The sequence below is a fragment of the Streptomyces sp. NPDC093510 genome, assembly GCF_040683555.1.
GTDB lineage: Bacteria > Actinomycetota > Actinomycetes > Streptomycetales > Streptomycetaceae > Streptomyces.
Genome location: NZ_JBFBEE010000005.1, coordinates 405,303 through 418,338, shown reverse-complemented (window position 1 = coordinate 418,338; position 13,036 = coordinate 405,303). Strand labels below are relative to the sequence as shown.

The window sequence follows — 13,036 nt, the reverse complement described above, 5'->3', positions numbered from 1 at the left end:
GAGGGCTGCCACGAGATGGTGAACGTGATCCGCTCACCCGGCGAGACCGTGAAGTCGGCGTAGGTCGTGAGGTCCTTGCCGTAGGTCTCGGCGGTGGTGTCCAGCCAGACCGAGTCAGGGCCCGCGACGGCCACCGTCCGCCCGTCGAACTTGTGTACCCACGGCACCACGCGGCCATAGCTGAACCGCATCCGCAGGGCCGAGTGCATCGGCACCCGGCCGCTGACGCCCTCGACGATCCGCACCAGCTGCGGCGAGTCGCTGCCGCGCGGCGGCATGAAATCGATCACGCGGACGGTGCCCTGCACGGTGTCCCACTCCGATTGGAGCACCAGGGAGTCGTCGCGGTAGGTGCGGCGGGCTGCGGTGGGCGGCTGTTCCTGGGCGGTGTCCGCGGGTCCGAGGCGCCAGAAGCCGTGCTCCTCGGTGCCCAGCAGGCCGGCGAAGACGGCGGGGGAGTCGAAGCGGGGCAGGCACAGCCAGTCCACCGATCCGTCCCGGCCGACCAGGGCGGCGGTCTGCATGTCTCCGATGAGCGCGTAGTCCTCGATGCGCTGACGGCTGTTCAAGGTGCGCGGCGTGGTCATGTGGTCCGGTCTCCGTGGGTGACGAGGGTGGCCTAGGAGCGGTTGAGGGGGCGTCCATGCAGGGCCGGCGGACGGTGGAGCTGCGAGGTGGCGGCGGGGTGGAAGGCTGGGTTAAGGGGTTGATGCGACTTCGGCCAGGTCGATGACCGAGACCGAGAGCAGCGTCCGGACAAGCCGGGAGGCCACGACCCAGCGCAGTTCGGGGTGCCCATAGGGAATGGGGGTGCTGACGCCCTCATATGCTTGGAAGGCGCCGTCAGCGGCCTCGAAGTAGGGAGTGCCGATGACGCCGTACATGCGCGCCCGTTGCGCCAGCACGAAGACGTACCCGTGCTCGGCAAGTTCGGGGCTGCGGCGCGCGGCCGCGTGTGCGTGCTGTCTGCAGACGGGCGGCTGATCCGTGTGGATGGCGGCGCTGGACGCGTCAGCTGCAACGTGCTGTTTGCTGACCGGGAACACAAGGCCTTCGTCGGTGCGGGCGGCTTCCCGGCACTCCTGGCACCTGAGGTTGCGCATGGCGTCGCGCTGGCGCAGGGGATGGATCATCGAGCCCTGTGGTGCACCGACCGGCCAGCCGTCGGGCCCGAGTGACTGGGAGACGCGCGTCCACAGGACGTTGTGCGTATCGCGGTCTTCGGGCTGCTCGTCCCAGTAGCCAAGGCGTGGGGTGCCGGTGAGGTGGAAGGCCGTGCGCAGTGGCAGAGGGGAGGCTGCTTCCTCGCCCTCTCGCAGGGAGACGTAGGGGGCCGCGCGTTCGAGGACCGTGGTCATGCAGCCGCCCCCCTCATCCCAGCGGGGTGGGAAGGGGCCATGAGGTTGCCGTCGGCGCCCTGCTCCAGGGAGCTCGCGGCACAAAATGCGGCTTCTCGGGCGGCGGATTCAGCGGTCGGGCACGGCGGGTCGGGCGGACACATCACAGCGGCCTATCTCGCGTAACGGGTTGGGCAGGGAAGGTGCGTCGGGCCGGGCATGGCCGAAGAGGGTGTGGCCGGCCACCGCTCACGGCAGGTAGTGGCGGTGGCCGGGGCAGCTCCCGCACTGGTCAGGGAGCGCCACTTCCTCCCGCGGTTGCCTCGGATGCGTCCGTGCGGGGGGCACGGCGTCCGTGAGGCCGGAGGAAGCCCAGTCTGAGGAGACTTACGTCCCTCGAGGCGGGCTCAGGCTGTGGGCCGCCTCGAGTTCGACCGCACGCTGAAGGAGGGTCTGGCTCAGGCGAGCCAGGTTCTGTGCCCGCTCCGCCGCGCGACGGCGCTCCTGAGGCACCGGCTGCGGGAGCCGCCGCTGTGCCTCGCCGAGCGCCGTCTGCACGCGGCGGTACAGATCAGAGTCCGGTGGCAACCGCTCAACAGCGGCCGTCAGGGCGTCGCTGAGCAGCGAAGCGTGCTCGTGGATTCCCGCGATGACAGTCAGGGCGCCTTGCAGTTCGGGCATGTCGTCCGCACCGCCGAGGTCCCAGGCGAGAGCCTGCTCGACGAGCTGGACAAGGCGCGCCGTCTCCACGCCCAGACAGTTCTGCGTCCGGTTGTGATCAGGCATGGCACACCGTCCGTGGGCTGGTCGCCGCTGGGCGCGGGGCGGCTTGGCGCAGATGCGTGCGGGCCAGGCTGAGGAGGTCGTACAGGCTGTGCGGGTCCGTGGTGGCATGGACCGGCCCAGCCGGCTGGAGCCACAACCGCAGGCCCAGGCAGGGGGATTCGGGTCCCTGGGTGGAGCACTGCAGCGACTGCCCGCAGCCGCAGGCGGAGTGCGGCGCATTCCACCAGGACGCCGTACCCGATACGACCGGCACGAGCAGCCGTTGATGGGGGGTGCAACACAGCACCGGTCCGACCGGCTTCCCGCCGTCGAGCATCGCGTCGATGCCGACCATGCCAAGACCCCAGCTGACGCGGACGATGTCCGTCTGGCGCGGGACCAGATCGGGCAGCGACGTTTCGCTGCCGATGAGGCGCCAGTAGTGGCGGCTGCTCAGAAGGGGCTTCATCAGCTCTCCGATGAGGACAGTGGATCGATGAGTGGGCGCGAGCGACGTCGTGCGATGCGTTGCAGGGTGGTCCGGGGACGTGGTGGGGGTGGCCGCCGCCCATTTCCCTGACTGGGCGGCGGCCCGACGGCCGCGGGACGCCTCGCCCGACCCACGAGGCGTTCCAGCGGCGCTGGCCCCTCCGGCCTGTCACCGCCAGGACGACGCGTCGCACGGCACGTTGTCAGCGGATATCGGAGGGGACTGGGCCGGCCGTCTGCTCCCCCACAGGGCCACGGCCGGGGCGCCAGTCAGGCGCCACCTCCCCTCGGGAGCGGCCGCAGAGCCTGCCCGCGCACAGGCGCGGGCGGCTCGACGGCGCCAGAGGAGGCCCCAGGCAAGGGGGTCATTCCCGCACGGGCGGACTATGACCTGAGGTGCGGTTCACGCACCGGGCGGTGAACCGGTCCTCGTCGAGGGCAGCCAGATGCTGCATGGGCTGTGGCCCCAAAGGCCTCGCGCGCCTGATCTGCCGGAGAACGACCGCCACCAGCTCGATGCCGAGCGCAGGCACTCGGTGGCCCAGAGACCACTCAGAGCCTTTCGGGCTCGTTCTCCCGGCCGACGTCGAACGACGCTGCCAGGGAACCGAGTACGGCACCAGGCCCGCCTCACTCTCCGTCGGGCCACAAGCGGGTGAGACCGCGCCCGGCAGGACAGGCGGCCCAGGCGGCGTCCATAGGCAGGCAGGTGTCCTCGGCATCTCAGGCAGGAGTTCATCCACGATCACCTGGACGCTCAGCGCAAGCCGACGGAGGTACACCCGCGAAGGCATGAAGCCCCTCGGCAGGTCGGTCGCGGCCAGGTGCCGGGCCTCAGCGAGAGCCCCGGCCAGGAGCCCGACAGGACGGTCGACAGCCAGGCCGAGCTGCGTGAGGTGACCACGCAGCCTGAGCACGAGATCCAGGACATCCTCATCACTCTCGGGGACAGGAGCGTCCTCACTGAGGACCAGGGAGACGGTCTCTCGGGTGGCCACGACGCGTGAACGCCCCGCACCATGAAACGGCGTCACCGCGCCCTCCGGAAAGGAACCGCCCGCTCCGGCGACGAAGCTCATGACCCTCCCTCCCCGGGCGCCGAAGAGCTGCTGCGAAGGGCAGACTGCACCGGCTCCGGCCGGTGCAGGCGCACGGCACGCGTCAGGTGAGGAGTGAGGTCCGCAGCGTCGGTAAGCGCTAATTCCGGGCTGGGCAGGCTCTCCCACCGCACATCATGGGTGGGAGGCAGGGCGACCCAGCGCTCAACAACTCTGATCCTGCTGTCCAGGCGTGCCAGGTGCTGGCCGGTGCGCATGGCCACCAGGATCGTGGCGGCCATGCCGGGCACGGTCAGGCAGGGCACCCCGAGGCCAGCACCCTCCGCCTCGAGGAGCACGGACAAGCCGAGCTCGTAGGGCATCGTCACCGCGTCGAAGCCCTCACACAGGGCGATGAGCCCAGCCCCCGGACGCTGGTTGAACACTTCCGGAATCTTCATCGCCTCAACGGGCTGCAGAAGGCTCTCGTCGACCGGGTGCGCGCCCGGCGCCCGGCATCCGCGCCGCTTGCAAGTGCATCCGGCATGCCTGCGGAAGCGGTACCCGGGCAGCACCTTCCAGCCGAACAACTCGGTGTAGGCGAGCGCGCAGTCGGCCGTGTTGCGACCGTGCAACGCGTACATGTGGTCACCCCCACCATCGGCGTACCGTCCGACGGGCGCGACCTCGGGCAGTGCCCCCCAGAACTTCTGGGACCTACCAACCGGCAGAAGCGCCGAAGAGGGCCTGGCAGTTTGTGCGAGCCGCCTAGCTTCCGTCATTGCCACAGAGGGGCGTACCACGTCATGACCTCTCGGCTGTGTGAAAAAGGGCCCACGTGGTTGTGCCGTCGCCCGTGATGCCCCAGACATCGCAGAAGGCATCGACGAGGTACAAGCCTCGGCCGTGCACGTCATCGACAGCCGCCGGAACCGGGGCCACTCCAGGGGTAGTGGTGCTCTCGTCGGTGACGTCGATGCGCAGACCCCGGTGCGCCTGCCGCATCGTCACGTGAACGGGCCCTTCGCCGTGCACGATGGCGTTCGTCACCAGCTCGGAAAGGACGAGCAGCACGTTCCCCACCAGTCGGGCCGGCAGATCCCACTCCTGCATCTGATCAGCGGCGTCGTGCCGTATATCAGCGACACGAGCGGGTTCCGGAGCGATGGTGCGCTCAAAGGGGTCCGACGGTTGAAGCATCGGCTTCGTACCTGCAGCAGCAACGGCTGCGACGGGGCTCATCGGGTGCCTCCCAGGGGCGGTTTGGGGGAGTGTGGTAGCGCTGGCGCGCATGACGGATCTCGCACCAATGGACAGGCGTCGGCTCTGCAGACCGGACCAGCGCCGCCTTCAAGGATTCCGTGTCCTACGTGGCGCGGATGCGCCATGGGGGTGCCATTTCGCTGCCTTTTTGAGACGGGTGACAGGCGGCTTGCTTTGGCGCCGTACGTGTCAGCGAGGTGGCACCGGGGCTGCCTCCCGGCCTCTGCCCAGATCTACAGAGACGCCACCATGCGCAGGCGCGTGGCCCGCGCATGGTGGTCTCCGACGCAGCTGTTGCTGCGCTGCCCTCAGGTGGTGCACGTTCATCGGTGCATCTCCTCGCCTGCCGCCGGATGAGCAGCTCTGCTGTCCAGGCTGGGACCTGTGGATGAGGTCCTTGATCCTCCTCGGCCTGTTGGGACTGGAGGAGTGCGCCCTGGGCGTGCCAAGAGTGTGACGGACTCGGGGATTCGCAGATATCGCTGTAGCGATATCGCTGTTGCGATATCAATGTCCGCATAGCCTGTTACCAACAGTATTCAGAGGAACTCAGTACGGCGGTGCTGCCATGAAGACGCCTGTCCGCGCGTGCACGAAGTGCGGATCCCGGCTGAGTCAGTACAACCCTGACCCGACCTGTGGAGTCTGCTCGCGCATCCCCTCCGACCTCAGGGTCCCGGATCGTGCCTGGCGCGATGAGTGCGTCCAACAGGCCCTCGCGGACTGGGATTTCGGCGAGCTGCTGCGCCTGCTGCGTCGTCGCTCGGGTCTTACACAGGTAAACGTGAGAGCGCTGACGGGGCTCACGCAGTCGCACATCTCGGACCTTGAGAACGGGCGAAAGCAGATCAGCGGACGTGACGCGATCATCGATCTGCTGAACGGCCTGGGGCTGCCTGCGGACCTTCGAATTCTGCTCTTGACGCCGTTCAACGAACGTGCCCAGAGTCTCACTTCGAGCACCCTCGACCCTGCGATGCCGTGGACCGCGACTCGTATGGTGGCGTCACTTGAAGTGGCAGTCGGAGGCCCCATGAAACGTCGAAGCGTACTGACCGCCGTAAGCGGCGCGGCTATCAGCCAGTACATCCTGCAATCGGCCATCGCCCCAACAGAGGCGCTGGCTACAGAACTACATGATGGGACTCCGCTCACTTCGCCGCTGCTCGCCTCCCTGCAGGCCACGACGGATGAACTGCGTCAGCTTGACGCGAGCAGCGGCAGCGGCAAGCTCGCCCACACTGCGAAGCAGCACCTGCGGGTGCTGCTGGGACTGCTCAAGACCGGTTCCTATAACGAGAGACTGGGGCGCCGTCTCGCTGCGGTGACCGCCGACACGGCCATCCAGACCGGCTGGTACACATTCGATGGTGGACAACACGCTGCGGCCTCTGGGTTCTTCCTCGGGGCCCTACGTGCAGCGCACGCCTCTGGGGACTCCAGGCTTCGTGCCGGCGCACTCTCCTTCATCGCCATCCACGGCTATTCGGTCGGAGATCCCCGGGATGCAGTCACTGCCGCAAGGACAGGCCGCCAAAGCATCCGCGACCAGGATGCACCGGCGCTCCACGCCATGCTCCTCACGAGGCAGGCAAGGGGTCATGCACGGCTTCGCGAAGAACGGCACGCGCTGACGGCCCTCGAAGAAGCTGAGGAACTGTGCGCTCGCGGCAGCGGTGAAGACGACCCTCACTGGCTGTACTGGGTGAACCGCGGCGAGATCCTTGGCCAGCGCGCCAGTTGCTACCTGGAGCTCGGCCGACCGGCGGAGGCGGCGCTGGCCTTCGCTGCCGCCCGGGGCGTTCTGAGTCGGGAGGAAGTCCGCACGCGAGCGCAGTTCCTGTCCCGCGCAGCGACCGCACAGATGCGCGCAGGGGACGCGGATGCGGGCTGCCTCACCGGACAAGAGGTGCTTTCGCTGGTGGACGGCATCCGCTCCGCCCGCCTCGATGACCATCTGCAGGCGATGCTGCTGGAGGCCCAGCAGCATCGCAACGCAGGCCCCGTCAAGCCCCTCCTCGAACAAGGCGAGGCAGTCCTGAGGCAAAGGGCCCTGTCATGATCTTGGTGCTCTGGGACATTGACCGAACGTTGCTGTACGTCGGGGACATCGATCGCTTGGTGTACCGCGAGGTGTTCCGCGAAGTGATCGGACGCGACGCCGAACGGCTGCCGGCACGAGGAACCGGAGTGACGATGCCGATGGCTGTCCGGGAACTCCTCGCCGCCAACGACGTCCCCGACGCAGAGGCTGACCAGCTCGCTCGGCAAATCGTCGACCGTCTGCCTGGCTGTCTGAAACGGCACGGCGAAGGAATGCGCCGCAGCGGCCAGCTCATGCCTGGAGCGGTGGCCGCTCTGGCCGCTGTGCATCAGGCGGAAGCCCTCGTGCCGACGGTCCTCACCGGAAACCTCAAGGCCAGCGCCGAGATCAAACTTTCTGCCTTCTCCCTGCTTCAGTACGTGGACAAGGCCGTCGGCGGCTTCGCTTCGGACAACTCCCACCGACCTGCACTGGTGGCAGTTGCCCAGCGGCGAAGCACACGCGCGTACGGCCATCGGTTCGGTCCTGGAAATACCGTGATCATCGGCGACTCGCTGCAAGACGTCCGCACCGGCCGAGAAGGCGGCGCCAAGGTCATCGGTGTCGCCTCGGGAACAACCTCCGCTCAGCAGCTTGCCGAGGCAGGAGCTGATCATGTGATGCCTGACCTCGCGGACGTGGAACGCCTCCTGGAGACGCTCCACGACCTCGGGAAGGACAGATCCTCGTAGGGGCGTACAACGCCGAACCCCTGCTCAGACATCACGTTGCCCCTCACGCCTCCGGCTGCACCAGCGGAGGTGCCCCCTGGACGGCAGCTCGGACCGTCTGGAGCCTCGCTCTCCAGGCAGGGCTGACTTGGCAACGGCAGTGAAATGGCACCTCTATGGCGCACCTGCGCCACGCCGGATGAACCAAGGTGGAGCTCAGCCCTGGTGAGCACCCACCATCCAGCCGGTACGGGCCGGAGGGTCGTAGCGGTGTACACCTGGAACGACGGGGAGAGCACCGGATCATGACCTCATCCACTGAATGCCCGAGATTTCTCGCACCGGGACTCACGGCACAGCCGCTGGCCGTCGGCTGCCGGGCCATCGGAGGACTCTCCGTACAAGACGGAATGCCGGTGAGGTGCAGCACCAGCTCAGATGATGCTGCTCTCGAGGGGTTACGCACCGCGGTGGCTACAGGAGCGAACCTGTTCGACACCGCTGACTCTTTCGGTCTTGGGCATTCCGAGCGACTGCTGGGTCGCCTCGTCGCGGAGGTCGGGCGCAGTTCGATCCTCTTGTCCAGCAGGGCCGGCCAGGTGCGTGGCACTGCCCCGCACCCCTACGCCGGTCCGGCGCTGCGGCACCGGCTCGAGCAGTCCCTGGACAACCTCGGCACCGAGTGCGTCGACCTGTACTCACTGCACACCCTGGACTTCGGACGGGAGGACCGCTACCTGCATGTCGCGATCGAGCAGCTGCGAGCCTTCCGTGATGTCGGCTGCGTGCGTGCGATCGGCATGCCCGGACCACCCGCCCCAGAGGGGGCGGCCGCTTTGGGCAACGCGGCAGTCCCTGACAGGCAAGCCCGATTCCGCAAGATCTTCGGCCTGTTGCGCCCCGACGTGCTGTGGACGAGCTGTAGCCCGTTGGCGGAGCCGCCGCATGTTGCGGGGGAGCCGCTCGCCGCGTTCGCGGCCCGGCACGGTGTCGCGCTGCTGCTGACGGAGCCGCTGGCTCAGGGGCTGATCACGGGAAAGTACACGCCAAAGTGCCGTCCGCGTTTCGCACCCGGTGACCAGCGTCGAAGCAGCCCGCTCTTTGGCACGTCAGCTCTGCGCGTCATCGACGAGGAACTCATGGCACTGCGCGCACAGTTCGGGCCGGGACCTGAGGACATGGCCAGAGTCGCCCTGCGCTTCGCCCTGCAGCAGGGCGACCACACCGTGGTCGCAGCAGGATTTTCATCGCCATGTCAGGTCGCGGTGAACCTCTCCCTGGGCCCCGCCCTGACCGCGCAGGAGATGGCGTGCGTGGCCGGGACCTACGGCAGAATCCGCCGTCGGCTGTATGAAGTGATCTACGGCCAGGGACGCCGACGGCTCCCCTCAGGCGACGCCTTGCAGGGGCACGGAGTGAAGGACATCCCACCGGTAGGTTCTGGCCGCGCGCCGTAGCTCTACCAGCTCCACGCTCTCCACCCGCAAGGAGATGGGCTGGCGGTTCCGCAGAGCCGCCACCGACCGGATCAAGGGGGCGGCCGGCCGTTCCTTCGGGCAGTAGAGGATGCCGAGATGGGGGCGGAAGAGGCTCGTGGGCCGCCCTTGTGAGGGGATCGCCGCGATGTGGGCGGCCATGTTGAGGGCGGCGTGAAGTTCGACGAGCGAAGACCACGGCGTCACACTGAAGCGGACAGCTCCAGGGGAGCCGGCCATGGGGTGCGCTTGGATGGCGAAGGGTGCGCCGACCAGGCGGGCGGCCTGCCGGGCCAGCTCGTCCACTCCTCGGGAAGCGATGTCGTGCGGGGGGCCGATTCTGTTCATGGTGACGTGCAGGCCGTCCTCGGGGACGGGGTCCAGCCGGTGCGACGCCAGGTGCTCCTGGCAAAAGCGGGCTTCTTCGATGAGGCTGGTCGCGGTGGGAAACGTGAGCATCCAGTACAGGGTGCGGTCTTGTTCGCCCCATCCGGGCCTGGCCCAGTGGTCAGTCATCCGCTCGATGCCGCGAAATGCATCCCAGTCCGCGGCCAGGACGGAGCCGATGTCGTTCATGTCCAGCGGCGGGGCGGGCGGGAAGGCACGGCTGTCCGGGACCAGCGGGGCGGTCACGCATCTCTCCTTGCTTAGGGCGCGTTGGCGCTCACCAGCTCTGGGGGCGGGATGCGCTCCAGAGCGACGAGTTCCTCCGCATACTCGCGGACCGGACGCTCTCTGCGCCATCGGCTGGCGCGGTCAAGCAGTTCGCCCGCCCGCTGACGCACCGACTCGATCGGCCTGGCGTTGCCGGCCCGCACGGCTGCCTGTCCCAGGAAGATGGCGTGCTCCACGTCTGGATGCGGTTGTTGCAGCAGGGCCGTTGCGACGTCGAGGCCCACGAGTGCCTTGGTCCACTGCGAATCCGAGCCGGCGACCAACCCCTCGATCTCTCCGGCGTACTGCAGCACCCGCTTGACGTCACCGGCTGACAGATGTGCCGTGATGGCGTTCGCGAGGGTGCGCGCGTAGCTGTAGGGCGCAAACGAGATGCAAGAGGTGATTCCCTGGGGCAGCTGCAGCTGCCGCTCGCTCAGGCTCAGGGCCCGGGCGACAGCGTGGCCGGCGCCCTTACTGTCACCGAGACGCGCCAGCGCCCGCGCCTGTCCGTTGGCCAGCAGACGGATCGCGTGCGCGCTCCGTGGGCCAAGGGCAACGCCGGCCTCAGCGGCTTGGTGGGAGAGCTGGTAGTCGCCCATGTAGTAGAAGTTCAGCGCCCGCGTTCCCTGGATCCACATGCGCAACGGCGTCTCCCCAGCCGCGATGGCGAGGGAGTCGGCCTCCGTGCAGTACCGCTCCGCGAGCTGGTGCTGGCCCGCGTTGACGGCCATGTAGGCGAGGAGTCCTGACGTCTTGGACGCTACGACCAAGTGGTCGGTCTGGGGGCGGGGTGAAGCTGCCATCATCGTGTGGAGGACTTTGCGCAGCAGGAGTGTCTCGCCGGCCAGTTGTTGCGGCCCCTGTGACTCGTACCGGTCCACGATGCTGTCGATAGTCTCCGAAGCCACACGCTGCATACCGTGGCTGACACCATCGCCCAGAGCTGCGCCAGGGTGCGCCAAACCGCGAGGGGCACCGGCATCTGCTGTGTGCTGGTCTGCGCCGGTTGGGGGGCGGCCCATGAGCTTGGCCACAGGAAGACCGAAGATGTATTCCAGGATGCGTGCCGCATCTGGACGAGGTGGTCCGGCAATGTCCCCACTCATCCAATGAACGAACGTACGCCGTGGCACATCAATACGAGCAAGCCGAGGGTCGCCATCCAACCGCGCGAGTTCTTCGCGCGAGCGCTTCCACACGCTGGCGAACGCGGGGTAGCTCCAGTTGCGCTGACGAACCAGGACGCTGAAGTAAGTGCCCTCCTTCGGCGCCGCCATCAGATGCTCCACCGGCAGGCCGAAGAGATGCTCCAGCACGCGAGCGGCCGAGCGGCGCGGCCCGGCGGCGACCTCGCCGTTCATCCACCGTTGGAAGGTGCGCTTGGAGAGCGGAAGATGGGCAAGCCGCGGTTCCCGGTCCTGACGCGCCAGGTCCTCGCAGGCGTTCCTCCACTGGAGGGCGAAAGCCGTCCAAGTCCAGTTCCGCCTTTGCACTTCTAACCGGAAGTTCGTCGTTCTGGGTTGCTGCGTCATCGCCACGTCGGCCTTCTCAACGGTGTGCTCGTTCGGTCCGGGCTGCCGCGCAAGCAGGAAGAGCTCCACACGATCAGCTCAGGACACAAGGGAACAGGGACGGTAGGCAGGTCAGGCCGCCGCCGTCGGGTAGCCGCGCTCTGCTTGTGAGCACCGAGCCGGCCTCCGGAACAGCCAGCACTGAGTGATCGCGGGACTATCCCTCAGGCGGACCACCACAGCTCAGGGACTACGTTCGATCAGCACTAGGCCAGCCGCCCTGGTCTCCGCCCATGAACCGGCACGCTGGGGGAGCGTGGCACGAGCCGCAATCAGCAGGGCACTGCTCGGGTGCCTGCTGGCCCCGGTGGGTGCCGACCGCCCGCGGAGCCTGCGGGCTGAGGCAATGAAACGTGGCGCGTCGGTGGAGCATCTGGAACCTTCCTGGGGGTGAAGGCAGAGCATGCCGCTTGTGCACTGTGAGCTGGCCCACAGCCCAACTATGCTGCTCACACAGACAAGTTGGCAAGTGGCACTCTGTTACTAACAGACTGTGCACGCGACGGAGGCCGTGGCAGACTGCACCACCGTCATCGGTCCGAAGCGGAAAGGGCGGCACATGACCGAAGCGAAGTCGTCCCCGACCGTCCTGCAGATCGTCCTTGGCCGACGACTGGCCGCACTGCGGGACGCTGCGGGCCTCACCGCGGCCCAGGCCGCCCGTGAACTGCACGTCACCCTGCCCACGGTCACGAGGATGGAAAAGGCCGAGACTTCACTGAAGTACGCCTACGTCAAGACGCTTCTGGAGATCTATGGCGTCGGCCCGGCAGAGACCGAAGAGTTCCTGTCCCTGCTGGGGGAGGCGGCGACCCCAGGCTGGTGGCAGAGTTTTCGTGACGTGTTACCGAACTGGTTCGGGGTGCACGTCTCGCTGGAGAACGCCGCCACCCACATCCGCACCTACGAGCCGGCCGTCGCCCCCGGCCTGCTGCAAACGCCCGACTACGCCCGCGCCGTACTGGAACGCGGCCTGCCTCACGTACCCGCCGACGTCCTCGAACGCCGCGTGCACCTGCGCACCACACGCCAAGAACTCCTCACTCGCGAAGACCCCTCCCCTCCCCAACTGTGGGCGGTCATCGACGAGACGGTCCTCCGCCGCCCAGCGGGCAGCCCGGACGTGATGCGCGGCCAGATCGACCGCCTCATCGAAATGGCCGAACTGCCCAACGTCACGTTGCAGGTATGCCCCTTTGCTGCGGGACTGCACCCCGGCGCCTTCGGGCCTTTCACCATCTTCCGCTTCGAACAGCCAGAGCTTCCCGACATCGTCTGCACCGACAGCCTGAGCCGCGCCTCCTACGGCGAGGAAAAGGATGAAGTCGCTCTGTTCCGTGAAGCCCTGGCTGAAACAAGCGTGTACGCCCTGACAAAAGAAGAGACCAAGGAATTCCTTGGTGACATCCGCAAGGAGATGTACGCATGAGCCACGTCCAGCACGCCGCCTCCGACCTCGGAACTGGGGAGTGGGTGAAGCCCTGGAGCGGCAGCAACGCCGGCAACTGCGTCGAGGCGAAGAAGCTCAAGGACGGACGAGTAGCCCTGCGGCAGTCGACCGCCCCTGACGGGCCAGCGCTCATCTACACCTCTAACGAAATCCGCGCTTTCATCTCGGGCGCCAAGTCCGGTGCTGCGGACTTCCTCCTCACATAACCCTGTGCCTGGCCGACCGCACACGACGACAA

Annotated in this window: 14 protein-coding genes; 5 read left to right on the top strand and 9 right to left on the bottom strand. The window is 67.6% G+C overall.

Annotated features, from left to right (window positions below; all coding sequences use genetic code 11):
- The 7 genes from AB0N81_RS11115 to AB0N81_RS11085 form a co-directional block, all read right to left on the bottom strand.
- Nucleotides 1-587 (bottom strand): trehalase-like domain-containing protein (locus AB0N81_RS11115; RefSeq protein ID WP_365357489.1); only part of this gene is annotated, 587 nt, incomplete at its 3' end.
- Between the two features lie 111 nt (nucleotides 588-698).
- Entirely contained in the window at nucleotides 699-1,358 is a 660-nt protein-coding gene (locus AB0N81_RS11110) for a hypothetical protein (protein WP_365357488.1), read from the bottom strand.
- Nucleotides 1,359-1,724: 366 nt separating this feature from the next.
- The gene (locus tag AB0N81_RS11105; RefSeq protein ID WP_365357487.1) at nucleotides 1,725-2,123 is read right to left on the bottom strand and encodes a DUF6415 family natural product biosynthesis protein; all 399 of its coding nucleotides are present in this window, start codon (nucleotides 2,121-2,123) and stop codon (nucleotides 1,725-1,727) included.
- A complete protein-coding gene (locus AB0N81_RS11100) occupies nucleotides 2,116-2,571 on the bottom strand; it encodes a hypothetical protein (protein WP_365357486.1) in 456 nt (151 codons plus the stop codon). Before AB0N81_RS11100 ends, AB0N81_RS11105 begins: the two co-directional genes overlap by 8 nt.
- A 385-nt stretch (nucleotides 2,572-2,956) precedes the next feature.
- Nucleotides 2,957-3,670, bottom strand: a complete 714-nt coding sequence (locus AB0N81_RS11095) for a DUF6415 family natural product biosynthesis protein (RefSeq protein ID WP_365357485.1) — start codon at nucleotides 3,668-3,670, stop codon at nucleotides 2,957-2,959.
- Entirely contained in the window at nucleotides 3,667-4,272 is a 606-nt protein-coding gene (locus AB0N81_RS11090) for a hypothetical protein (protein WP_365357484.1), read from the bottom strand. The genes AB0N81_RS11095 and AB0N81_RS11090 overlap by 4 nt, the downstream gene beginning before the upstream one ends.
- Before the next feature lie 160 nt (nucleotides 4,273-4,432).
- Entirely contained in the window at nucleotides 4,433-4,870 is a 438-nt protein-coding gene (locus AB0N81_RS11085) for an ATP-binding protein (protein WP_365357483.1), read from the bottom strand.
- A 589-nt stretch (nucleotides 4,871-5,459) separates the two neighbouring features.
- Between AB0N81_RS11085 and AB0N81_RS11080 the strand changes: the two genes are divergently transcribed.
- The 3 genes from AB0N81_RS11080 to AB0N81_RS11070 all read left to right on the top strand — a co-directional run bounded on the left by AB0N81_RS11080 (nucleotide 5,460) and on the right by AB0N81_RS11070 (nucleotide 9,102).
- A complete protein-coding gene (locus AB0N81_RS11080) occupies nucleotides 5,460-6,953 on the top strand; it encodes a helix-turn-helix transcriptional regulator (protein ID WP_365357482.1) in 1,494 nt (497 codons plus the stop codon).
- Nucleotides 6,950-7,666 carry an HAD hydrolase-like protein gene (locus AB0N81_RS11075; protein WP_365357481.1) on the top strand — a complete coding sequence of 239 codons (717 nt, stop codon included), beginning with the start codon at nucleotides 6,950-6,952 and terminating at the stop codon, nucleotides 7,664-7,666. The genes AB0N81_RS11080 and AB0N81_RS11075 overlap by 4 nt, the downstream gene beginning before the upstream one ends.
- A 284-nt stretch (nucleotides 7,667-7,950) precedes the next feature.
- On the top strand, nucleotides 7,951-9,102 hold the full coding sequence (locus AB0N81_RS11070) for an aldo/keto reductase (protein ID WP_365357480.1): 1,152 nt from the start codon (nucleotides 7,951-7,953) through the stop codon (nucleotides 9,100-9,102).
- On the opposite strand, the gene AB0N81_RS11065 is transcribed toward AB0N81_RS11070, so the two are convergent.
- Nucleotides 9,034-9,753, bottom strand: coding sequence for a 2'-5' RNA ligase family protein (locus AB0N81_RS11065; protein WP_365357479.1), 720 nt, complete (start codon nucleotides 9,751-9,753; stop codon nucleotides 9,034-9,036). The genes AB0N81_RS11070 and AB0N81_RS11065 overlap by 69 nt on opposite strands.
- A gap of 14 nt (nucleotides 9,754-9,767) precedes the next feature.
- The gene (locus AB0N81_RS11060) at nucleotides 9,768-11,378 is read right to left on the bottom strand and encodes a hypothetical protein (protein WP_365357478.1); all 1,611 of its coding nucleotides are present in this window, start codon (nucleotides 11,376-11,378) and stop codon (nucleotides 9,768-9,770) included.
- A gap of 529 nt (nucleotides 11,379-11,907) precedes the next feature.
- Here AB0N81_RS11060 and AB0N81_RS11055 point away from each other — a divergent pair.
- Both AB0N81_RS11055 and AB0N81_RS11050 read left to right on the top strand, forming a co-directional pair.
- Nucleotides 11,908-12,777 (top strand): helix-turn-helix transcriptional regulator, encoded by an 870-nt coding sequence (locus AB0N81_RS11055; RefSeq protein WP_365357477.1) that lies wholly within the window; start codon nucleotides 11,908-11,910, stop codon nucleotides 12,775-12,777.
- A complete protein-coding gene (locus tag AB0N81_RS11050; protein ID WP_365357476.1) occupies nucleotides 12,774-13,004 on the top strand; it encodes a DUF397 domain-containing protein in 231 nt (76 codons plus the stop codon). Before AB0N81_RS11055 ends, AB0N81_RS11050 begins: the two co-directional genes overlap by 4 nt.
- Nucleotides 13,005-13,036: the final 32 nt, after the last annotated feature.

Bases quoted from the DNA above. Each gene is read 5' to 3' on its own strand.
- AB0N81_RS11095 (WP_365357485.1), bottom strand. From the start codon at position 3,670: ATGAGCTTCGTCGCCGGAGCGGGCGGTTCCTTTCCGGAGGGCGCGGTG.
- AB0N81_RS11105 (WP_365357487.1), bottom strand. From the start codon at position 2,123: ATGCCTGATCACAACCGGACGCAGAACTGTCTGGGCGTGGAGACGGCG.
- AB0N81_RS11075 (WP_365357481.1), top strand. From the start codon at position 6,950: ATGATCTTGGTGCTCTGGGACATTGACCGAACGTTGCTGTACGTCGGG.
- AB0N81_RS11070 (WP_365357480.1), top strand. From the start codon at position 7,951: ATGACCTCATCCACTGAATGCCCGAGATTTCTCGCACCGGGACTCACG.
- AB0N81_RS11085 (WP_365357483.1), bottom strand. From the start codon at position 4,870: ATGAGCCCCGTCGCAGCCGTTGCTGCTGCAGGTACGAAGCCGATGCTT.
- AB0N81_RS11080 (WP_365357482.1), top strand. From the start codon at position 5,460: ATGAAGACGCCTGTCCGCGCGTGCACGAAGTGCGGATCCCGGCTGAGT.
- AB0N81_RS11110 (WP_365357488.1), bottom strand. From the start codon at position 1,358: ATGACCACGGTCCTCGAACGCGCGGCCCCCTACGTCTCCCTGCGAGAG.
- AB0N81_RS11090 (WP_365357484.1), bottom strand. From the start codon at position 4,272: ATGTACGCGTTGCACGGTCGCAACACGGCCGACTGCGCGCTCGCCTAC.
- AB0N81_RS11050 (WP_365357476.1), top strand. From the start codon at position 12,774: ATGAGCCACGTCCAGCACGCCGCCTCCGACCTCGGAACTGGGGAGTGG.
- AB0N81_RS11100 (WP_365357486.1), bottom strand. From the start codon at position 2,571: ATGAAGCCCCTTCTGAGCAGCCGCCACTACTGGCGCCTCATCGGCAGC.
- AB0N81_RS11055 (WP_365357477.1), top strand. From the start codon at position 11,908: ATGACCGAAGCGAAGTCGTCCCCGACCGTCCTGCAGATCGTCCTTGGC.